At 71.9% G+C, this 20,249-nt stretch carries 17 protein-coding genes, 1 tRNA gene and 3 pseudogenes; 14 read left to right on the top strand and 7 right to left on the bottom strand.

Annotation, left to right across the window (positions count from 1 at the left end):
• Positions 1-451 (bottom strand): annotated as a pseudogene (locus BFF77_RS29215) (class I mannose-6-phosphate isomerase); the annotation flags it as partial.
• A gap of 412 nt (positions 452-863) precedes the next feature.
• Between BFF77_RS29215 and BFF77_RS33810 the strand changes: the two are divergent.
• Positions 864-1,022 (top strand): annotated as a pseudogene (locus BFF77_RS33810) (TetR family transcriptional regulator); the annotation flags it as partial.
• A gap of 1,499 nt (positions 1,023-2,521) precedes the next feature.
• Positions 2,522-4,066 (top strand): GMC family oxidoreductase, encoded by a 1,545-nt coding sequence (locus BFF77_RS29205; protein WP_066955819.1) that lies wholly within the window; start codon positions 2,522-2,524, stop codon positions 4,064-4,066.
• On the opposite strand, the pseudogene BFF77_RS38295 reads toward BFF77_RS29205, so the two are convergent.
• Positions 4,000-4,284, bottom strand: a pseudogene (locus BFF77_RS38295) (hypothetical protein); the annotation flags it as partial. The gene BFF77_RS29205 and the pseudogene BFF77_RS38295 overlap by 67 nt on opposite strands.
• 94 nt (positions 4,285-4,378) lie before the next feature.
• On the opposite strand from BFF77_RS38295, the gene BFF77_RS36025 reads away from it, so the two are divergent.
• Positions 4,379-4,525 (top strand): hypothetical protein, encoded by a 147-nt coding sequence (locus BFF77_RS36025; protein WP_169922745.1) that lies wholly within the window; start codon positions 4,379-4,381, stop codon positions 4,523-4,525.
• Between the two features lie 23 nt (positions 4,526-4,548).
• Here BFF77_RS36025 and BFF77_RS29200 read toward each other — a convergent pair whose 3' ends face one another.
• Entirely contained in the window at positions 4,549-4,794 is a 246-nt protein-coding gene (locus BFF77_RS29200; protein ID WP_066955816.1) for a hypothetical protein, read from the bottom strand.
• A gap of 361 nt (positions 4,795-5,155) precedes the next feature.
• Here BFF77_RS29200 and BFF77_RS29195 point away from each other — a divergent pair, with 361 nt between their 5' ends.
• The 7 genes from BFF77_RS29195 (at position 5,156) to BFF77_RS29165 (ending at position 12,253) form a co-directional block, all read left to right on the top strand.
• Positions 5,156-5,884: a glycosyltransferase family 2 protein gene (locus tag BFF77_RS29195; RefSeq protein WP_066955831.1), complete on the top strand. Its 729-nt coding sequence runs from the start codon at positions 5,156-5,158 to the stop codon at positions 5,882-5,884.
• Positions 5,881-6,561: a TIGR04282 family arsenosugar biosynthesis glycosyltransferase gene (locus tag BFF77_RS29190; RefSeq protein ID WP_066955813.1), complete on the top strand. Its 681-nt coding sequence runs from the start codon at positions 5,881-5,883 to the stop codon at positions 6,559-6,561. Before BFF77_RS29195 ends, BFF77_RS29190 begins: the two co-directional genes overlap by 4 nt.
• Positions 6,543-7,217 carry a class I SAM-dependent DNA methyltransferase gene (locus tag BFF77_RS29185; RefSeq protein WP_079125592.1) on the top strand — a complete coding sequence of 225 codons (675 nt, stop codon included), beginning with the start codon at positions 6,543-6,545 and terminating at the stop codon, positions 7,215-7,217. Before BFF77_RS29190 ends, BFF77_RS29185 begins: the two co-directional genes overlap by 19 nt.
• A gap of 220 nt (positions 7,218-7,437) precedes the next feature.
• Positions 7,438-8,937 carry a glycosyltransferase 87 family protein gene (locus BFF77_RS29180; RefSeq protein WP_079125595.1) on the top strand — a complete coding sequence of 500 codons (1,500 nt, stop codon included), beginning with the start codon at positions 7,438-7,440 and terminating at the stop codon, positions 8,935-8,937.
• Positions 8,934-10,391: a molybdopterin-dependent oxidoreductase gene (locus tag BFF77_RS29175; protein ID WP_079125591.1), complete on the top strand. Its 1,458-nt coding sequence runs from the start codon at positions 8,934-8,936 to the stop codon at positions 10,389-10,391. The genes BFF77_RS29180 and BFF77_RS29175 overlap by 4 nt, the downstream gene beginning before the upstream one ends.
• Entirely contained in the window at positions 10,388-10,906 is a 519-nt protein-coding gene (locus tag BFF77_RS29170; RefSeq protein ID WP_066955807.1) for a hypothetical protein, read from the top strand. The genes BFF77_RS29175 and BFF77_RS29170 overlap by 4 nt, the downstream gene beginning before the upstream one ends.
• Positions 10,907-11,185: 279 nt before the next feature.
• Positions 11,186-12,253, top strand: coding sequence for an NAD-dependent epimerase/dehydratase family protein (locus BFF77_RS29165; protein WP_066955803.1), 1,068 nt, complete (start codon positions 11,186-11,188; stop codon positions 12,251-12,253).
• A 122-nt stretch (positions 12,254-12,375) separates the two neighbouring features.
• Here the strand turns inward: BFF77_RS29165 and BFF77_RS29160 are convergent, their stop codons facing one another.
• Positions 12,376-13,494 (bottom strand): sensor histidine kinase, encoded by a 1,119-nt coding sequence (locus BFF77_RS29160; RefSeq protein ID WP_066955800.1) that lies wholly within the window; start codon positions 13,492-13,494, stop codon positions 12,376-12,378.
• Entirely contained in the window at positions 13,491-14,288 is a 798-nt protein-coding gene (locus BFF77_RS29155) for a response regulator transcription factor (protein ID WP_066955796.1), read from the bottom strand. The genes BFF77_RS29160 and BFF77_RS29155 overlap by 4 nt, the downstream gene beginning before the upstream one ends.
• Before the next feature lie 115 nt (positions 14,289-14,403).
• On the opposite strand from BFF77_RS29155, the gene BFF77_RS29150 reads away from it, so the two are divergent.
• The 4 genes from BFF77_RS29150 (at position 14,404) to BFF77_RS29135 (ending at position 18,057) form a co-directional block, all read left to right on the top strand.
• Positions 14,404-15,108, top strand: a complete 705-nt coding sequence (locus BFF77_RS29150; RefSeq protein WP_245703768.1) for a glycosyltransferase family 2 protein — start codon at positions 14,404-14,406, stop codon at positions 15,106-15,108.
• Positions 15,105-15,755, top strand: coding sequence for a TIGR04282 family arsenosugar biosynthesis glycosyltransferase (locus BFF77_RS29145; RefSeq protein ID WP_066955794.1), 651 nt, complete (start codon positions 15,105-15,107; stop codon positions 15,753-15,755). The genes BFF77_RS29150 and BFF77_RS29145 overlap by 4 nt, the downstream gene beginning before the upstream one ends.
• Positions 15,752-16,468 (top strand): class I SAM-dependent methyltransferase, encoded by a 717-nt coding sequence (locus BFF77_RS29140; protein WP_066955791.1) that lies wholly within the window; start codon positions 15,752-15,754, stop codon positions 16,466-16,468. Before BFF77_RS29145 ends, BFF77_RS29140 begins: the two co-directional genes overlap by 4 nt.
• Positions 16,469-16,605: 137 nt before the next feature.
• Complete coding sequence (locus BFF77_RS29135) at positions 16,606-18,057, top strand: glycosyltransferase family 87 protein (protein WP_079125590.1); 1,452 nt, start codon at positions 16,606-16,608, stop codon at positions 18,055-18,057.
• Between the two features lie 51 nt (positions 18,058-18,108).
• Here BFF77_RS29135 and BFF77_RS29130 read toward each other — a convergent pair.
• Together BFF77_RS29130 and BFF77_RS29125 are read right to left on the bottom strand one after the other, a co-directional pair.
• Positions 18,109-18,193 (bottom strand) — tRNA-Leu (locus BFF77_RS29130).
• Positions 18,194-18,426: 233 nt separating this feature from the next.
• Positions 18,427-19,986, bottom strand: a complete 1,560-nt coding sequence (locus BFF77_RS29125) for an aldehyde dehydrogenase family protein (protein ID WP_066955787.1) — start codon at positions 19,984-19,986, stop codon at positions 18,427-18,429.
• Positions 19,987-20,249 lie beyond the last annotated feature (263 nt).

Here is a 20,249-nt window from a genome sequence, read left to right as displayed (position 1 = left end):
CGCCGGCGCCGGCGGCAGCCTCCGCGTACCGCTTGGGCAAGTCGGCGTACCACAGAAGGTCGTGCTCCACGAGTGCGGAGCCGGGCCCGTAGACAAGGAGAAGTCCCTCTTGAGGCGGTGCGGGCCGCGGGAGGGCGTCGAAGAGGTCGTTGAGGGGATTTTCGGCAAGCTTGCGGTAGTAGGGGTCGTCCGCGTCCTCCGGCCGTTCGGTGCGGTGCCTGATCTGGGCCGGCGGTGCGTAGTGTTCGCGTACGTCGAGCAGGGTGACGGGGGTACCGCGGGCGGTCAGTTCGCGTTCGAGGCGGTCGCCGAGTTGAGACCAGTCCACGGAGGGTGTTCCCTCGACGGCCACCACTGCCGGTCCGTCGGGGAGTTGCGCGGCCATTGCCTGCCATCCCGTGCTGAGGACGGCCTGCGGGGCGGGGGCGTAGCGCGGATCGAGCCGGTACACACGGTCTCCTTCTGGAACAGGGCGGACAGCGGGACAGCGGCGCCCGGGAAAGCGCCTGCGGCCCGCTGGTGGGTTGACAAGCTCGGCGGTGTTCCCGGTCCCTGAGATGACTTCGGGGCCGGGGATTCAAATGTTATCGTTAACACGATTCGGAGGCAGCTTGACCGCCGGACGCGATCGATGTCAACACCTGTACTGGATGAAAGTGGCCCGGAAACGCGCACGCACCCTGCCCGCGACCGACGCGAAGCCCGCCGCCCCGACCTGCCGGCCCACCCCGTCGGCGTGGCAACCGCGGCCGGGCAACCGCGGCCGGGCCGGCCTGGCAGCGGGCAGGGGGCGTGAAGCGCAGCTCCACCTTGTTCTTCGTTGCCCACCTACGGAACTTCCAGTTCAGCGCTACGCCCGCAGGAAGGGCCTCGTCCGGGCCGCCGGACGACAAGGGCTGCACGCTGGGGGTATGCGGGACGTGGCGGCCGAGGCGGGCGTCTCGCTGCGGCTGGTGCAGTACTACTTCGAGTCCAGGGAGAAGCTGCTCCTCTTCGGACTGCGGCATCTGGCCGACAGGTTCACCGCTTCGGGGGCGGGTGACGGCGACGGGCGGGCGAGCCCGGCCATCGCCGCCACCCGGCCATACGCTCCACGGAGCCTGCTACGGAGTCGCGACTGCGGCCTCAGCCTTATCGCCGTCCGGGCACAGAAATACCTCTGCGCACCGGACATCTCCGGCCGTGTCAACACGGGGGCCGGACACTACGGCCGGTCCCGCGTTCAGGGCCGCCGCGTCCAGCGGAGCGATGCCGCAAGCAATCACACAAAGCACCAGGCAGGCGAGAAACCGGTCGGCAGTCCCTTGACCCCGGGGATGCGCAACCAGACCGTCGATGTGTGACCGCACGTTGTGTACTGTGCGCCGATCTTGAGGTCGCCGCAGACGCTCGTCCCCGGAGCGATGGTGCCGAGGAGCTCCGCGGAGGGTGACGGCTTGGCGCGCTTGTTCACTTTGGTGGACGCCACTCCACAGCTGGCAGCGGCCCCGGAGGCCGAAGCAGGTACCGACGTAGCCCAGTCATCCTGCTCTACCGAACCATGCGGGAGGGTGTCCGTGAGCGGGCCGGCCCCGGCTGGGGCAACAACGACGCCGGTCAGTGCCGCCGTTAATACGCAAGTTGCCGCAAATCGGCGAAGTCGTGTCATGTCTCACTCCAATTTTCGAAGACGAATGACGGTTCGGGTCCGGAAGAAACCCCCGGACGCTCTCCGTGCCCTGTGGCCAGTCTTGTCGTCCTGACGAGGCGCGTCTTTGCCCGCGCGTGCACTGTTCCTTGACATCGCGTCTACGCGCTCGTGCTGCTCTGGTCGTGCTGCTGATGGCCACTGGACAAGATGAGCGGCGGCTGAGCGGACGGCGTCGCAGTCGGAAGGCGAGAGCATCGGCGATCAGCAGCGACGACTGACACTTCCGGCTCACTGTCGTGCGGCGGGGCCCGCCGGCGGCGGGCGGCTGGTGTCATCGAGGCGCGGCCGACGCGGGCCGCGGGCCGGGCGGGGTGTGCCGGAGAGGGCCCGGCTCCCCGGCCGCCTCCGGCGTCCTCGCCTATCGTGGGAGGAGTGCTGGAGTGGACCGACCACGACGTGGGCGGGCTCCTGATCCGCGAGGCCCGAGACCCCACGGCGCCGGAGCGTGGCCGGGTACTCATGGGCCCGGGGTTATGCGCGGCTGGTGGGTGTACGAGCGGTGGAATGCCGGTGTGCGTCGGGGCGCGCTGGATGCCCTTTGCCATGTCGCTGTCCGACCACGCGGGCTCCCGATTCCTACCGGACGTGGAGTTCCTGGCGTACACGCCCGGCGACTACGCGGCCGAGGTACGCGGCGTACGGCGCGCCTCTTGCCGTACGCGCTCGTCCTGGTCTCGACCGTGGGGGAAGGAAAACTCGGCGGTGCGACGCAAGCGCGGATTTCCGGCGAACCAGCCGTCATGAACCGCCTCAGGAACATGGGTGCGCCGAATGGCCCGACGGAAGGTCTGAGGGAAGGTCTGAGGGAAGGTCTGAGGGAAGGAGCGGACGATGGCTTCGACCACGGGGTACGACTATGTCGTCGTGGGCGCGGGGACAGCGGGATGCGTGCTCGCCGCCCGGCTGACGGAGGACGAGAACGTCCGGGTGCTTCTGATCGAGGCCGGTGCCCGGGATCCACTGGAGCTGATGGCCGTGCCGGGCGCCTGGCCGGAGCTGATGGGAAGCTCGGCCGACTGGGGCGGCCTGAGCGTCGTACAGGCGTCGACGGGCTCGGCGATCCCGACGCCCCGGGGACGGGGGCTGGGCGGCTCCTCCAGCATCAACGGGCTGAACTTCATCCGTGGCCATCGCTCCAGTTACGACGTGTGGCCCGAGCAGGGCGCCACGGGGTGGGGATTCGACGATCTCCTGCCGTACATGCGACGCAGCGAGAGGGCCCGGGGACATGATCCCGCGCTGCGCGGGATGGACGGTCCGTTGACGGTGGGGCCTCCGCCCGAGCCCAATCCCCTGGTGGCCGCGTGTGTCGACGCGGCGGTGGAGACCGGGCACACGCGCGCGGACGACATCAGCGGCGGCCTGGAGACGGGGTTCGGCTGGTGTGACAACAACATCGCGGACGGCGTACGCCAGAGCGCGGCCGACGCCTACCTCAGGCCGGTCATGGACCGGGCGAACCTCGACGTGGTGACCGATGCCCTCGTACTGCGTCTGATGGTGACCGACGACCGGTGCCGTGGAGTCGAGTACGCGAAGGACGGTGAGACCCGCTCCGTGGAGTGCGCCGAGGAGGTCGTGGTGACGGCCGGCGCCATCGGTTCCGCGCAGCTCCTGCTGCTGTCCGGGATCGGGCCGGCGGACCATCTGCGCGCGGTGGGAGTGGACGTGGTGCTCGACCTGCCGGGCGTGGGGGCCAATCTGCACGACCACCCCATGTCGACCCTCACGTACACCGTCCGGCGGCCCGTCCCGCGGATCATGAGCAATCCTCCGGGGGAGGCGATGGGGATGGTACGGACCGGTCCCGGCCCGGCCGTACCGGATCTGCAGATCCTCTTCGCGAGCCTGCCCTACCGTGCCCCGTCACTGCCGGGACCCGACGACGGCTACACGATCGCCTTCTCGGCGGTGAATCCCCGCAGCCGTGGGACGGTACGCCTCGCGAGCGCGGAGCCCGGAACGGCGCCTCTCGTGGACCCGGACTATCTCGGAGACGGCCGTGACATCGAGACCATGGCGACCGGTCTGCGGGCCGCCCGCCGGATCGGCGAGGCCGACGCGCTGAGTGCCTGGCGGGACGAGGAGGTGCTGCCGGGCCCCGGCACGACCGGCGGGGCCGCGTTCCGCGAGTACCTCGGCAAGAGCCTGCTCGTCTACTACCACTACGTGGGCACCTGCCGGATCGGACCGGAGGGGACCACCGCCGTGGTGGACCCCCGGCTGCGGGTACGGGGTGTCACCGGGCTCCGCGTGGCGGACGCGTCCGTCATGCCGTCCATCGTGAACTCCAACACGAACGCCGCTGTCTACGCGATCGCGGAACGCGCCGCGGCTCTGATCAAGGAGCCGACGGCCACCGTCGCCGGGGATTGAAATACGGCAAACTCCCGGGAGATCTCCCGAAGACTCGGACTCACCCTCAGCGTCCGAGGGGGACTTGGACCGGTACCCCACGGATCACGGCACGTCCAACGCGCTGGTACCGTACCGGCCCTCACCAGCAGATCGCCGATGGCAGCGATCATCACCCCGTTGTCCGTGCACAGCCTCAGCGGCGGGACCCGCAGGGCGATACCGGCGGTCCGGCACCGCGGACATGAGCGACAGACGTCCGCGGCCGGGGCGGGGTCGATTTCTGGCGGCTGCGGCGGCGTGGATCACCCTCCCTCTCGCTTCCTATTGCGAATGGCCAAGCTGAGGGCCTGGACACCTGCCGTGGCCGGTGCGGCGGTGGTGGCGGTGGGCTGTCTCTACGTCTTCGCCGCGATCTCGACCCTGACGGACGACGGGGACGGACTGGTTCCCGCCCCCACCACAGCGACGTTGCCGTAGCCCACATCGGCGGGCCCCTACGGCTACCGCCCGGCGCCTATGACCGCTGGGCAACTCCCCTCGCCCGCCGACGAGATCGCCGTACGGCACGGCTCGCCGACCGGCCGCGCTCCGGCGGCCTCGACGGCGCGGTCCTGCCGCCCCGGCCTCGCCGCCGCCCTCAAGAGCGACGACAGCCCGAGGTCGTACGGTGCGAAGTCCCACCGCTTCCACACGTTTCCGGCGAGGATCCTGCCCCGGCTCAGTGCCTCGACGATGTCCTGGGTCACTCGTGTGGCCGCGCCCGGGCCACCGGGATCGGAAGGGAGCGGCGCTGCCTCGCCAGGGGCTCCCGCCGTGGCCCTGCCGGGGCTGTCTCCACGGTGGAGGACCCGGACGGCCGCCGCCCGGCCCGCGCCGGTGACCAGAGCCGTCGGCAGGTCGGAGACATGTGGCTCCGCACCTCCGTCACTGCCTTCGACCGTGAACGGGGACGTGTCCCGAACCAAGGGCGAGCGCCGGGACGGACTTCCTCCCCCGTGGAGTTGCCGACAGCGGCAAGGAGGTCGCGTACCGAGCCGATGCGCCGCACTTCCGCATCCCATAAGGTCGCGATGTTCCATATGTTCTTTTTTGTCGAATAGGGTGACCGTGACCGACACTCATTCTCCTGTGGTCGTGGGAGCACCGGTCGACGTGGTCCTGCCGTGTCTGGACGAGGCCGCCGCCCTTCCGTGGGTACTTGGCCGCATCCCGACCGGCTGGCGGGCCATCGTCGTCGACAACGGCTCTCGCGACGGCTCCGCGGCTCTCGCCGCCGAGCTGGGAGCCCTGGTTGTCCACGAGCCGCAGCGTGGCTTCGGTGCTGCCTGCCACGCGGGCCTGTGTGCCGCCACCGCTGAGGTCGTCTGCTTCTGCGACTGCGATGCCTCCCTCGACCCGGCTCAGCTTCCGCTTCTGACGGTCCCCCTGCTGGACGGGTCCGCCGACCTGGTGGTCGGCCGTCGAAGACCGGTGACCGGAGACGCCTGGCCGCTGCACGCCCGGCTCGCCAACCGGGAGCTGGCACGGCGGGTACGCCGCCGCACGGGTCTGGCGGAGCTGCATGACATCGGCCCGATGCGAGCCGCCCGCCGTACGGCCCTGCTCGGTCTGGGCCTGACCGACCGCCGTTCCGGCTACCCCCTGCAGATGCTCGTCCGTGCGGCGGAGGCGGGATGGCGGGTGCGTGAGACGGACGTGTCCTACGCACCACGGGTCGGTCGGTCCAAGGTGACCGGGACCTGGCGGGGCACCTGGCAGGCGGTACGCGACATGGGGGCGGTCCTCGCCGAGGCGCCCGCCGTCACCCCGGCCGACGCCGCAAAGGCCCGGAGATGACATCCGCCCCGCAACGGCACGCAGCGCCCACCGTGCTCGTTCTCGCCAAGGAGCCGGTGCCCGGAAAGGTCAAGACGCGGCTCACTCCGCCGTACAGCTGCGCCCAGGCCGCCGTCCTTGCCGAGGCCGCCCTGGCCGACACCCTGGACGCCGTGCTGCGCGCGGCCGTGCGCCACCGCGTGCTGGTGTTGGACGGCGAGCCGGGGCCGTGGCTGCCCGCGGGAGTCGAGGTCGTTCCGCAAGCCGGTGGTGAACTCGACGAGCGGATCGCGGCAGCCTTCGCCGTCGTCTGCGACGGTCCGGCGCTGCTCATCGGCATGGACACCCCGCAGCTGACGGCCGGGCTGCTGGATGCCGTGGACTGGTGCGGGGGCGACGCGTGGTTCGGTCCGGCTGCCGACGGCGGCTTCTGGGCCCTGGGCTTTGCCAACCCGTCGCTGGCCCCCTCCCTGGTGCGGGGTGTGCCCATGTCGACCCCCGAGACCGGACGGCTGCAGCGGCGTCGCCTCGCCACTGCCGGTCTGACGGTATGTGACCTGCCTCCGCTGCGTGACGTGGACACCGCAGCCGACGCCGTCGCGGTCGCCGCCGAGGCGCCTGGAACGCGTTTTGCCGCGGCACTGGCCCGCGCCGACGTCCGAGCGGAAGGAGTCGCGCAGTGCACGAGACGGTACTGAGTGGACAGGCCGCCGACGCCGCTTGGGCCGCCGATCCGTACTTGCACGCACTGGATGCCGGCCGCGGTCCCCTCTTCCTCCAGCGCTCCGACGGCTGGCTGCTGCCTTTGGACGTGGAGCGCTGGTGCGCCCCCGCCGATTCCGCGGACCAGGAGTTGTTGCACCGCTGCCAAGGGCCTGTCCTCGATCTGGGCTGCGGGCCCGGGCGGCTGGTCATAGCCCTGGCTCGGCGGGGTCGGCCGGTCCTCGGAGTGGACATCAGCCCCGCTGCCGTCGCCCGCGCCCGTCGAGAGGGCCGGCCTGTGGTCCACAGGTCGGTCTTCGACCGGCTGCCCGCCGAGGGGCGTTGGGGCACGGTGCTGCTGGCGGACGGCAACATCGGGATCGGCGGTGCCCCGGAAACGCTGCTGGCCCGGGCGCGCGATCTGCTTGCCCCCGGGGGCCGGCTGCTCGTCGAGGCGGATGCCCACGAGGTGGACGAGCGCCTGGTTGTCCGGGTACGGGACGGCCTCGGCCGCTGCGGCCCCGTTTTCCTCTGGGCCAGGGTGGGTTCGGCGGCGCTGCGTGGTGTCGCCGTCGGAGCGGGCTGGACGGTGGCAGGTGAATGGTCCGAGGGTGGCCGCCGCTTCCTGGATCTTCGTCCCTGGTCACCCTGATCACCCGGTTCCGCTCGCCGTCCTCGCCCCTCGGCGGGCGTTCCGTCGGCAACCGCCTATACCGCGTGCTGCTCTGCCCAGCTTTCCCCGGCTTGTCGTGACCATCCTCCGTGCAGGAAACAGAGATCGGTGACCCCGTGCCCCTCCCGCTCAGGTACCGGCGGCCCGGCCGACGCCGCCCCGGGCCGTGGCATCGGTGCGGTACTCCCAACGGGCCGACATGAGCACGCTCGCCCCGTTCGCCGGGCGGGCTCGCGCCGGCCGGTCCGGCGTCTGGACGGCCGGCACACTCGTACTGCTGGCGGGTGTCGTCACGGCGACCACCGTTTCGGTCCGCACCGGTGGAGTACTCGCCCGCCCGGAACGCATCCTGCTCTGGTACGCGGTGGCCTGGGTCATGTTCGCCGCCGCCTGCTGGACGGTGCGGGCGGTCCCGGTGCGGCGGGCGACGGGCGTCATCCTCGCGGGAAGCGCGGTTGTGGCTCTGACCGGCCTGGCCGGACCGCCCAGCACCAGCAGCGACATGTTCCGCTACGTCTGGGACGGCACCGTGCAGGCGGCGGGCATCTCCCCGTACACCTATCCGCCGGCCGCTCCGGAACTCGCCCGGCTGCGCGACCCATGGCTCTTCCCCCCGGACTCCGCCTGTCAGGACCCCGCCACCGTCCTGCGCCTGGAACTGCACACGTTCCCGGCGGCACAGGACGGACCTGGCCCCCGGCCGACGGAGTGCACCCGCATCAACCGTCCACAGGCACACACGATCTATCCCCCGGTAGCGGAGTGGTGGTTCTTCGCCGTCCACGCGTTGTCGCCCGCCGACGGGCGGCACAAGCCTTTCCAGGCCGCGGGCGCCGTACTCGCGTTCGCCACCACGGCCGCGCTGCTGGCCGTGCTGCGCCGCGGCGGCCGGGACCCCCGTGCGGCGGCGCTCTGGGCGTGGTGCCCGGCAGTGCCGGTCGAGGCGGTCAACAACGCCCACGTCGACACCCTGGGGGTACTGCTCACCGTTCTGGCGCTGGGCGCCGTGGGTCAGGGCAGCCGACGCGGTGTTCTGCTGGGCGCCGCGACGGCGGTGAAGCTGCTGCCGGTCCTCGCGCTGGTCGGCTCCGTGTCGGGGCGGCGGTCCATGCTGCGGACCGCGGCGCCCGCGGTCGTCGCCTTCGTGCTCGTCTATCTGCCGTACGCGGCGGTCTCCGGTGGCCAGGTCCTGGGTTACCTGCCCGGCTATCTGAAGGAGGAGGGCTACGAGCCCGGCGACGTGCGCCGTTTCGCCCTGTTGCGGCTGCTGCTGCCCGACGTGGCGGCGGCACCCGTCGCCGCCGTGCTCATCGCGCTGACCGCGGTGTACGTCTGGCGGCGCGGAGACCCTGAGCGGCCATGGCAAGGAGCTCTCCTGATGACCGGCACCACTTTGACGTTGGTCTCGCCCGGCTACTCCTGGTACGCCCTGCTGGTCGTGGGCCTGGTCGCGCTCGACGGCCGTGCGGAGTGGCTCGCCGTCCCCGCCGCCGGCGCGGTGCTCTATGTCGGAAACGCGGCCTTCCCTCGGATGCCGTTGCAGGCGTTGGCGTACGGCGCCGCCGCCCTTGTGGTCTGCGGCGCGGCCGCCCACCGCCACTGGTCGGGCCGGAGTCCGTCACCAGCGGCAGAAACCCTGAAGTGCGTGCCTCGGGAAGCACGACCTGTCGAACGCGACCAAGAGAAGAGGCAACGATGACGACTGACCGCCCCTCGGCCGCCGAGCGCCCGCAGTCGCCGCCCGACCCGCCCGGCCCGGGAGGGGACCGGACCGGCCGACGGACCGGCGGCCCCGTCGCCGAGGGCTCCACGCGGGCACCGGAGTCTCCCCGCTCCCGGCTGCGGGCCCGGCTGACGGGCGGGCCGCCGCCAGGGCCGTCCCGGCCGGGATTCTGGCGCAGCCCGCTGCGGGGACCGTGGCTGACCTCGGTCCTCGGACTGGTCCTGCTCGTCGGCATCACGGTGCTCTTCGTGACCGGCCTGCTCTCCTACGCGGCCTACAACCCGGACCTGTCCCCGATCAACGACCAGACACCGGACAAAGGGGTGCTGGGCTTCTACCTCTTCGCCTGGCCGACCGGTCCGTCCTGGCTCTACCGGGTCACCCAGGGCGTCCATGTCACACTCGGCGTCGTCCTCGTCCCCGTACTGCTGGCCAAGCTGTGGTCGGTCATCCCGAAGCTGTTCACCTGGCCGCCCGTGCGCTCGCCCGGCCAGGCGTTGGAGCGGCTCTCCCTGCTGCTGCTCGTCGGGGGCGCACTGTTCGAGTTCGCCACCGGTCTGCTGAACATCCAGCTTCACTACATCTTTCCGGGCTCCTTCTACACCCTCCATTTCTACGGTGCCTGGGTGTTCATCGGCGCGTTCGTCGTGCATGTCGCCCTCCGTCTCCGCGTGGTGGCACGCGCGCTGCGGAGCCGGCGGCTGCGGACCGAGCTGCGCACCCCTCTCAGCGACACCCGCCCTGAACCACCCGACCGGACCGGCCTGGTCTCCCCGCGGCCCGCTCCGCCGACCATGTCGCGACGCGGCATCCTCGGCACGGTGGGCCTCGCCTCCCTGGCGCTGCTGGTCGTGACGGCCGGTCAGAGCATCGGCGGCAGCCTGCGGCGGACGGCCCTGCTCGCTCCGCACGGCCGGAACCCCGGGCAGGGTCCCAACGGCTTCCCGATCAACAAGACGGCCGCGGACGTCGGCGTCCAGGCCGAGGACACGGGCGCCCACTGGCGGCTCGTGGTGCGCGGCGGCTCCCGCGAGGCCGTGCTCACCCGCGCCGAGGTGCTCCGCTTGCCGCAGCACTCGGCCTGGCTGCCCATCGCCTGTGTGGAGGGGTGGTCGACCGAGGACCAGCACTGGAGCGGAGTGCGGTTGTCCGACCTGGCGGCCCTGGTGGGGCTGCACGAGGACCTGCCCTCGGTCCGGGTCGACTCCCTGCAACGCGGCGGTTTCGGCTCCACGGTCCTGCGGGACAACCAGGTCCGCAATCCCCGCTCCCTGCTCGCGCTGCGTGTCAACGGCGCCGACCTGTCGCTCGACCACGGCTACCCGGCGCGGATCATCGTCCCCGCCAACCCGGGCGTCCACAACACCAAGTGGGTCACGAACCTCACCTTCGGAACGACCCCGGTCTCGGAGTCGGGAGCCATCTCATGAGGTATTTCCGTGCCCGTTACGGCCGCTCCCCGCTCCATCTGCTGCTGATCCTCTGCTCCTTCGCCCTGACGGCGTACGCCGGCGTCCGGTTGCTGGGAGAGAACGCCCTGGCCGTCGCCGTCTGGTTCGTGGGCGCGGCCCTGGTGCACGACCTGGTACTGCTGCCCCTCTACACCCTCCTCGACCGCGCGGTGCGGCGGCTGCTACCGGCGGGCGCCACCGCCTCCGCGGACGGGGCTGCCGACCGGGCGGCCCTGATCAACCACGTCCGGGTCCCGGGCCTCGTCTCGCTGCTCCTGCTGCTCGTCTGGTACCCGCTGGTGCTCCGCCGGGTTCCGGGATACACGGCTGCGACAGGGCTGAGTCCCGATGTCTTCCTGGGCCACTGGCTGCTCGTCACCGCGGCCCTCTTCGCGGCCTCGGCCGTCTGGTACGTACTGTCCCTCGCGCTCCGAGGCCGGCCCGGTCCGCGCAACGGTTCACGGCCCGCGGCGCCCGGCGACCCGTCCGAGTGACCGGGCAGGCCGGCGCCACCACCCATCCACCGACTCCGGAAGGCTCCCTCCCGCACGCGTCCTTCAGGGCGAGGGCAACCCCGACAGATGCGCAGGGCGCGGCTGCACCACGGGCACCAGGCACCGCGACGGAGGAGCACGACGGCCGGCCTGCCGTCAGGGGCCTCGGCCAGGCTCACGGGGCTTCCGACCATGCGGTGACGGGTGACGGGTGACGGAACTCTTACGTGCCGGTGCGGAAACCGCGTCGTACGCGCGGAGTTCCGTAGCGTTCCCCCCATGCGAGTACTTGTCACGGGAGGCGCGGGTTTCATCGGCGCCCACATTGTCACGGCACTGAGGGAGCACGGGCATGAGCCCGTCGTTCTGGACACGTTCCTGCCCACCTCGCATCCGGAGATCCCGGTGCTGACGGACACCTCGGTGGTGCGAGGCGACGTCCGGGATCCTGAGGCCGTACGGGCGGTCCTGCGCGGGGTCGACGCCGTATGCCATCAGGCGGCGATGGTGGGGCTGGGTCAGGACTTCGCGGACGCGCCCGCGTACGCCGATTGCAACGACGTGGGTACCGCGGTGCTGCTCGCCGGGATGGCGGAGGCCGGGGTCCGCAGGCTCGTACTCGCCGGGTCGATGGTCGTGTACGGGGAGGGCGGGTACGCGTGTCCGCGGCACGGGGCCGTACGGCCCCGTCCGCGTGAAACCGCTGATCTGAAAGCGGGGCGGTTCGAAGTGCGCTGCCCTCGTTGCGGAGCCGGACTCGTCCCCGGACTGATCGGTGAGGACGCGCCCGTGGATCCGCGGAGTGTGTACGCGACGACGAAGCTGACGCAGGAGCACCTGGCGGCCGCGTGGGCGCGGAGCGTGGGGGGCCGGGCGGTGTCATTGCGCTATCACAACGTGTACGGGCCGGGAATGCCGCGGGATACCCCGTACGCGGGGGTGGCGTCGTTCTTCCGGTCGGCCCTGGCACGCGGGGAGGCGCCGCGGGTCTTCGAGGACGGCGCCCAGCGTCGCGACTTCGTGCATGTATTCGATGTGGCCGCGGCCAATGTCGTGGCACTTGAGGCGGTCGCGGGACGGCCCGTCGGCTCGATGACCGTCTACAACACGGGCAGTGGCGAACCCCACACCATTCTGGACATGGCGCAGGCTCTGGCCAGGGCCCACGGCGGACCGCCCCCGGTCGTGACGGGTGAGTTCCGGCTCGGCGATGTACGGCACATCACGGCCGACTCCACGCGGTTGCGTGTCGAGTCGGGCTGGCGGCCACAGGTCGGCTTCGACGAAGGGATGGCCGAGTTCGCGCGGGCGCGCCAGCGTTCTTCCGCGGCGCCCCGACAGGCTTGATGCCCGGAATGTGAGACAGCCGGGCCTCTTTCTCGTGCTTCGGCGGTGTCGGCGGCCGACGCCCCGAAGACTCGTACGGCCCGGTCCGCCGACCGGCCGCCGCGGAATACGCGCCGCGGCCTTCAGAGTGCAGGCGTCCGCAGGGGCAGGGTGACCTCGAAGCGGCAGCCGCCGCGTACGTTACGCACCTCCGCGCGGCCTGCGTGGGCTTCGACGATGCCACGCACGATCGCGAGGCCCAGTCCGGCGCCGGCCGGAGGGGTCCGGGCGGCGCTGCCCCGCCAGCCCGTGTCGAAGACCCTCCCCAGATCCTCCTCCGGTATGCCGCCGCAGCTGTCCGTCACCGACAGGATGACCGCGTCGGCCTGTCGTTCGGCGGCGACGGCGACCGTGCCGTCGGCGGGAGTGTGGTGGATGGCGTTGACGAGGAGGTTGGCCAGGACCCGCGTCATCTCCTTGCCGTCCACTTCCACCGGTACGGGTTCGACCCCGTCACCGACCAGCCGCACCCCGCGCTCGTGAGCCAGCGGATGGACTCCCGAGAGGGCATCGCCCACGAGGTCGTAGACCGAGAGCCGGCTCGGGGTGAGGGTCAGGGCTCCGGCGTGGATCCGGGACAGTTCGAACAGGTCGTTGACCATGGAGTTGAGCCGGTCGACCTCGGCACCGATCTGCCGGTGGTAGCGGGCCGGGTTGTCGGCCACGCCGTCCTCCAGCGCCTCCGACATGGCCCGCAGCCCGGCCAACGGGGTGCGCAGATCGTGGGAGATCCAGGCGACCAGCTCGCGGCGTGAGGTCTCCAGCGCCCGTTCCCTCTCGCGGGAGGCGGCCAGCTTGGCGCTGGTGGCGGCGAGCTGCCGGGAAAGCTCGGCAAGTTCGGCGGTGGCCGGTCCCGCCGGGGCGGCGAAGCTTCCCTCGTCACCGAAGTCACGTGCCGCGAGCGCGAGTTCGTTGCTGCGGGCCACCACCCAGCGGCCCAGCAGCAAGGCGGTGACCAGCGAGACGACGGCAGCCATGGTCACCACGAGTGTCACGACGGTGAGGTCGTGCCCGGACAGGAACATCGCCTGGGCGACGGTGAGTGTTCCGGTCAGCATGGCGGTGACCGTGACGGCGGCCACCACGGTGAGGGAGACGGTGACCGAGCGATGGCGTACCAGGCGCAGGGCGACGGCGCCGACAACTCCCGCGCAGGCGGCCCCCGCCAGGGCGAAGGCGGCGATGAGCAGCAGGTCCTTCACCGCGCCTCCCCCGCCCCTGGCCGGTCGTCGGGCCCGGACCGGGAATCCTTTCCGTGCGGAATGCCGGTACCGGGTCGAAGGGCGAAGCGGTAGCCGACGCCCCAGACCGTCTGGATGAGCCGCGGCAGGCCTGGATCGTCCTCGATCTTGGCGCGCAGCCGCCGCACATGGACCGTGACCGTGGACAGGTCTCCGAAGTCCCAGCCCCATACGTCCCGCATCAGATCCTGCCTGCTGTGTGCCCGGTCAGGATGGCGCAAGAAGTGTGCGAGGAGATCGAACTCCCTCAGTGTGAGGGCGAGTTCCCGGCCGTCCTTGGAGGCGCGGTGGGTGGCGGGGTCCAAGGCCAGCCCGGCACCACGCAGTGCGGCCCCCGAACCGGTGGCCGCCCGGGCATCCGGTCCCCGGCCCGGACCCCGGCTGCGGCGCAGTACGGACTCGATACGCAGCACGAGTTCACGCGGGCTGAACGGCTTGGTCACATAGTCGTCGGCGCCGAGCTCCAGTCCGGCGATCCGGTCCTCCTCGTCACCTCGTGCGGTGAGCATGACCACCGGCACCGGGCCCGTGGCGCGGAGTCTGCGGCACACCTCCAGCCCGTCCGGCCCCGGCAGCATCAGATCCAGGAGGACCAGGTCCGGTCGGCACCGAGCAGCGCTTTCGAGTGCGGCCCAGCCGTCGGCGGCGTGTTCCACCGCGAAGCCGGCCCGCTCCAGATACCCGCTGACAACCTCGGCGACCGTCGGGTCATCGTCTACGACCAGGACGCGGCCCGGTGGGATCTCCATGCTCATGGACCCAAGCGTCGCATCAGCCGGCCCGCCCGTTCCCGGCGCAGCGGGCCGCGGAGAGCGACGTCCGCGTTCCGTAAGGAGTCGATGTCCGCTATGTCCGTACGGAATTCCTACGGTGAAGACCGTGACCGTAGATCTCGTACTTCCCTGTCTGAACGAGGCCGAGGCCCTGCCCTGGGTGCTTGCCCGTGTTCCCGCCGGCTGGCGGGCCGTCGTGGTCGACAACGGCTCCACCGACGGATCCGCGGAACTCGCGGCTGAGCTCGGCGCCACCGTGGTGCACGAGCCCCGCCGCGGTTTCGGCGCGGCCTGCCACGCCGGGCTGCTGGCCGCCGAGGCCGACATCGTGTGCTTCTGCGACTGCGACGCCTCACTCGATCCCGGGCTGCTGGCCGGCTTCGTACAAGTGGTCGCGGACGGTGGGGCCGATCTCGTGCTGGGGCGGCGCAGACCTCAGGGGCGGGGTGCCTGGCCGGTGCACGCCCGCGCGGGGAATCTCGCGCTGGCCTGGATGCTGCGCCGACGCACCGGTCTGCGACTGCGCGACCTGGGTCCCATGCGGGCCGTGCGCCGCGAGGCGCTGCTCGGCCTGGACCTGACCGACCGGCGCAGCGGCTATCCGCTCCAGATGGTGGTCCGCGCCGCCGACGCCGGATGGCGGGTACGAGAGGCCGACGTGCCGTACCTGCCCCGGACAGGCGAGTCCAAGGTCACCGGCACCTGGCGGGGCACCTGGCAGGCCGTGCGCGACATGCGCCGGGTACTCGCCGAACCGGGCACCGCGAGGCCGGGCGCGACCGTGCCGGGGGCCGCCCGGTGACCACGGTTCTCGTCATCGCCAAGGAACCCGTGCCGGGCCGCGTCAAAACCCGGCTCACCCCGCCCTTCAGCCCGGAGGAGGCCGCCGCGCTGGCCGAGGCCGCTCTCGCCGACACCCTGGCCACCCTCGCCCGGACTCCGGCCACCCGGCGGGTGCTGGTGCTGGAGGGGCGGCCCGGACCCTGGTTGGTACCGGGATTCGACGTGGTGCCCCAGCGCACCGGCGGACTGGACGAGCGGCTCGCCGCCGCCTTCGCCCTGTGCACGGGCCCCGCCCTGCTCATCGGGATGGACACCCCGCAGGTCACCACGGGTCTGCTGGCCCCCGCGCTCGCCCCGGACGCCTGGCGCGAGCATGACGCCTGGTTCGGGCCCGCCGTCGACGGAGGCTTCTGGGCGCTGGGACTCGCGGCACCGGACCCCGGGCTGCTGCGCGGGATACCGATGTCGGTTCCGGAGACCGGAGCCGCACAGTACGCGCGGCTCGTCGCCGCCGGCCTACGCGTCGGCCGCATGGCGACACTGCGGGACGTCGACACCGCCGAGGACGCGCGGCTGGTGGCCGCCGAGGCGGGTGGCGGCAGCTTTCACACCCTGCACACGCGGCTGGCTGCGCCCGCTCCCGGCGGCCGGACGGCCGGCGCATGAGGGTACGAGGACCGCTGACGGCGGCGGTGGCTCCCGGCCGCGCCCTCGCGCCCCCGGCGGCCTGGCACGAGGATCCCTACTCCGACGCGCTGCGCGGCGGCCGGGGCCCGCTCCATCTGCGGCGGAACGACGGCCGGCTGCTGTCCCTGGACGTGGAACGCTGGTGCGCCGCCCCCGATACCGCGGACCTGGGCGTCCTCGCCCGGTGCGAGGGATCGGTCCTGGACGTCGGATGCGGCCCCGGCCGGCTGGTCGCCGCCCTCGCGGCGCGGGGGCATCCGGCACTGGGCATCGATGTCAGCCCGGCGGCGGTGGCGCTCACCAAGCGGTCGGGCGGACTCGCGCTCTGCCGGTCGGTGTTCGAACCACTGCCCGGCGAGGGCCGCTGGGACACCGCGCTGCTCATCGACGGCAACATCGGTATCGGCGGCGATCCCGTGACCCTGCTGAGGCGTCTGGGGGAGATCACCGGCCGGAAGGGGACCGTGATCGTCGAGTCCCTCGCCCTGGACGTGGATGAGCGCTGTGAGGTACGGCTCGACAACGGCCGGGGCGGACTCGGCACCTCCTTCGCCTGGGCACGGGTCGGCGCCCGCGCCCTGAACGGCCATGCCGAGGCGGCCGGCTGGGTCCGCCGACGTGAGTGGACGGAGGCGGGACGCGCCTTCACGGAACTCACACGGCGCCCCGGGCCGCTCCCACCTCGGCGCTGAGCGGCGGGCTCGGCTCACCCCGAGCCCGCCCTCGGGCCGCAGACCGGACTCCGCCAGGCGCGTCCGGGACCTTACGAAACACGGACGTCGTGCCCCGTGAGACCGGTTTCCCACGCTCGCGCTGCCACGCTGTCGCCATGCGCAGCCTCCGTACCACCGTCTCCGCCCTCCTCGTGGCAGCCCTGGCCGCCACACTCGTACTGACCGTGCGGAAGGACGGCTATCACACGGATCCGGCCGGGCTGTCCTGGTGGTACGCGGCCTCCTGGGCTCTGTTCGCCGCGGCCGCCTGGAGCCTGCGCGAGGTGCCCGCGCGGCAGGCCGTCACACTGGTGCTGACCGGCGCGGTCGTGATCGCCGCCACCGGACTGGTAGCGGCTCCCCGCACGAGCACCGACTCCTTCCGCTATGCCTGGGACGGCAGAGTGCAGGCCGCCGGGATCTCCCCGTACGACCACGCCCCGGCAGACCCCGCGCTCGACCGACTGCGCGACGACTGGCTCTTCCCGCACGGCGCCGCCTGTACCGGCCCGGACCGGACACCGGTGCCGGAGGGGAGGTGTACTCGGATCAACCGCCCCCAGGTGCCCACCATCTACCCGCCGGTGGCCGAGGGCTACTTCCTGCTGGTCCACGAACTCTCGCCGCCCGACGTCCGCCACAAGGGGCTCCAGACCGGCGCGGCCCTGCTGTCCGTGATGACCTCCGGCGCTCTCCTGATGATCCTGCGGCGGCGTGGTGATCCGCGGAACGCCGCCTTCTGGGCCTGGTGTCCGGCGGTACCCGTCGAGGCGGTGAACAACGCCCATGCCGATGTACTCGCCGTCCTGCTGTCCGTCGCCGCGCTCGGCGTGGTCGTGCGGCGGCGGGCGACGGGGGGCGCGTTGCTGGGCCTCGCGATCACGGCCAAGTTGCTGCCGGCCGTCCTCCTGCCGGGAGCCCTGTCCGGTGTACGCCGCGGACGCGATGTGGTGGCCGTGACGCTGCCCGCCGCCGTGGTGGTGGGCCTGGTCTATCTGCCCTACGTCCTCGGATCTCACGCGTCCGTCCTCGGCTATCTGGGCGGCTACGCCGAAGAGGAGGGATACGAGGACGCCTCGGCCCGCAGCCGTTACGCCCTGCTGCGGCTGCTGGTCCCCGACTCCTGGGCACTGCCGGTGGTCGGGGCCGTCATGCTCGCGGCAGTCGGACACGTACTGCGCAGGGGTGACCCGGAACGCCCTTGGAGCGGGGCCCTGTTGGTGACAGGGACAGCGTTCCTGGTCCTGACCCCCGGCTACTCCTGGTACGCACTGCTCCTGGTCGCGCTGGTCGCCCTCGACGGCCGCTGGGAGTGGCTCGGTGTCGCCGTCGCGGGCGCCGCCGCCTATGTCACCGGCCGGGCGCTGGGCGGCGGGACGGGCACAGTGGCCTACACACTGGCCGCGGTCGCGGTCCTGGCCGGATGGGTCATCCGCCGGCGTCGCCAATGCTCGGCGATCGTGGGCGTCCTGGCACCGAGATGGACCAGCAGCGAACCGGTGATCACCCAGGCCAGGGCCCAGTGCACCTGGCGGAATCCGGAAAACAAAAAATGCCGGCTGAGATGATCTCAACCAGCACTCTTCGGCAACCCATGGGCTACCGGTCGGTTCAGTCAGTGTCCGAGGGGGGACTTGAACCCCCACGCCCGATAAAGGGCACTAGCACCTCAAGCTAGCGCGTCTGCCATTCCGCCACCCGGACGAGTGGTCGAACCGCGGGTCTGTGCGCGGCGACGGGGACAACGATACCAGGGGATCGGGGTGGTCCTCACCCGTATATCCGGTGGTCAGGGATGCGTGGGGTGCCGTGCGGAGGGGCTCCGTACGGCACCCCACGCGCCTGACCGGCCGGCCCGTCGGGTGGCCCCGGGGTGGGAGCGCCCGACGGGGCGGTGTGTCAGGGGGTGTGGTCAGGTGCGGGTCGGGGGGTGTGGGTCAGGGCATCAGGTGGTAGTCCGGGAAGTTGCCCGGCGGGCGTTCGCCCGGGGGGCCGTCCGTGACCGCTCGTACCAGGAGCTCTCCGCCGACGAAGGCGCCTCGCCAGGAGTGGCCGAAGCCGCCGAAGAGCTCGTCGCGGTCGCCGCGCGAGCGCGGCTTGCCGTGGCCGACCTTGAAGGCGCGGACCTGCGGGGAGAGCCGGGCGTAGGTCGCCGGGTCGTCGGTGGAGAGGGTCGCGACGAGGGCGCCGTTCGAGGCGTTCATCGCGGCCAGCAGTTCCGCCTCCGTGTCGACCAGGACGATGGTGTCGACCGGGCCGAAGGGCTCCGCGTGGTGCAGCGGCGAGGACGGGGGCGGGTTGAGGAGGGTCACCGGCGGGAGGTACGCGCTGGTGTCCTGGCCCGGCAGGAACAGACCGTCGGACAGCGATCCCTCGTGCAGCGGGACCGCGCCGCGGCTGATCGCCTCGGCCACGTGGTCGGCCAGTTCCTTGGCCTTGGCCGCGTTGATGAGCGGCCCGAAGTCGAGCTCGGGCAGCGGGTCCCCCGGCTTCTCGACCGCCAGGGGATGGCCCAGCCGGATGGAGCGTACGGCGGGGAGGTACGCCGCGAGGAAGTCCGCGAAGAGCGAGCGCTGGACGACAAAACGCGGATACGCCGTGCAGCGCTGCTTGCCGTAGTCGAACAGCTTGGGGATGACGGCCGTCAGGGCGTCCCAGTCGCTGTAGTTCCAGATGCCCCAGGTGTTGAGCCCCTCCTGTTCCAGGACATGGCGCTTGCCGAGATCGGCCACCGCGGTCGCGATCCTGGCGCCGGTGTCCCGGCCGCCGACGAAGGAGACGCAGCCGATCTCCGGCGAGCGCACGAGCGCCTCGGAGAGTTCGCCGCCGCTGCCGCTGACCAGGGTGATCGGGATGCCCTCGCGGACGGCGAGCGCGGAGGCCAGGGTCAGGCAGGCCACTCCCCCGTCGGTGGGGGCCTTGGCGATCACCGCGTTGCCCGCCAGTGCCTGCACCAGCATGGCGTGGACCAGGACGGACATCGGATAGTTCCAGCTCGCGATGTTGGAGACGGGGCCGGGCAGCGGGCTGCGGCCCTCCAGCATCCGGTCGACGTTGTCGACGTACCAGCGCACACCGTCGATCGCACGGTCGACGTCGGCCTGGGCGAGGCGCCACGGCTTGCCGATCTCCCACACGAGGAGCAGGGCGAGCAGTTCACGGTGTTCGGTGAGCGCGTCGAGCGTGGCGCTCACCCGCGCCTTGCGCGCGGTGAGCGGAACGTGCCGCCAGACGCGGTGTTCGTCCAGACAGGCTCGCACAGCCTGCTGGGCGGTGGCCGCGTCCAGCCGCGGCGGACCCGCTATGGGGCTGCCGTCGACCGGGCTGGTGGCGGGCAGGGCCCGGCCGTCGGACTGCCACGAGCCGTCCCAGAGGTTCAGGACACGGTCGTCCTGGAAGGCCTCGGGCGCCACGGCGAGGCAGCGCTCCCAGGCGTCGGACCAGGCCGTGCCGGGCTTCAGCGACAGAGTCAGTTGAGGAGTGAGGGTGGGTGCCATTGAGGGTCTCCGCTTTCAGGGGCGGGAAATGACATGGCTCGGCTCGCCTGCCGTGGAAGCCGGCCGACGAGGAGTGTGGGAGAGAGGGAAGGAATCAGGTCGTCATGGGCGCGACCTCTTGTCGTTTCGATGGGCTCGGCCGCCCTGCTTGCCCGGCTGCCCTGCGCCGGGTCGGTCGACGTCGCCCCGCTCGTCGCCCCGTGCCGACGCGGCCGACGGCTCGCCCGACGGCAGGCGGACCGGTGCGCGCCGCGGCGCGCACT

The organism is Streptomyces lushanensis, from assembly GCF_001700515.1.
Lineage (GTDB): Bacteria > Actinomycetota > Actinomycetes > Streptomycetales > Streptomycetaceae > Streptomyces > Streptomyces lushanensis.
This window is presented reverse-complemented; position numbering and strand designations above follow the sequence as displayed.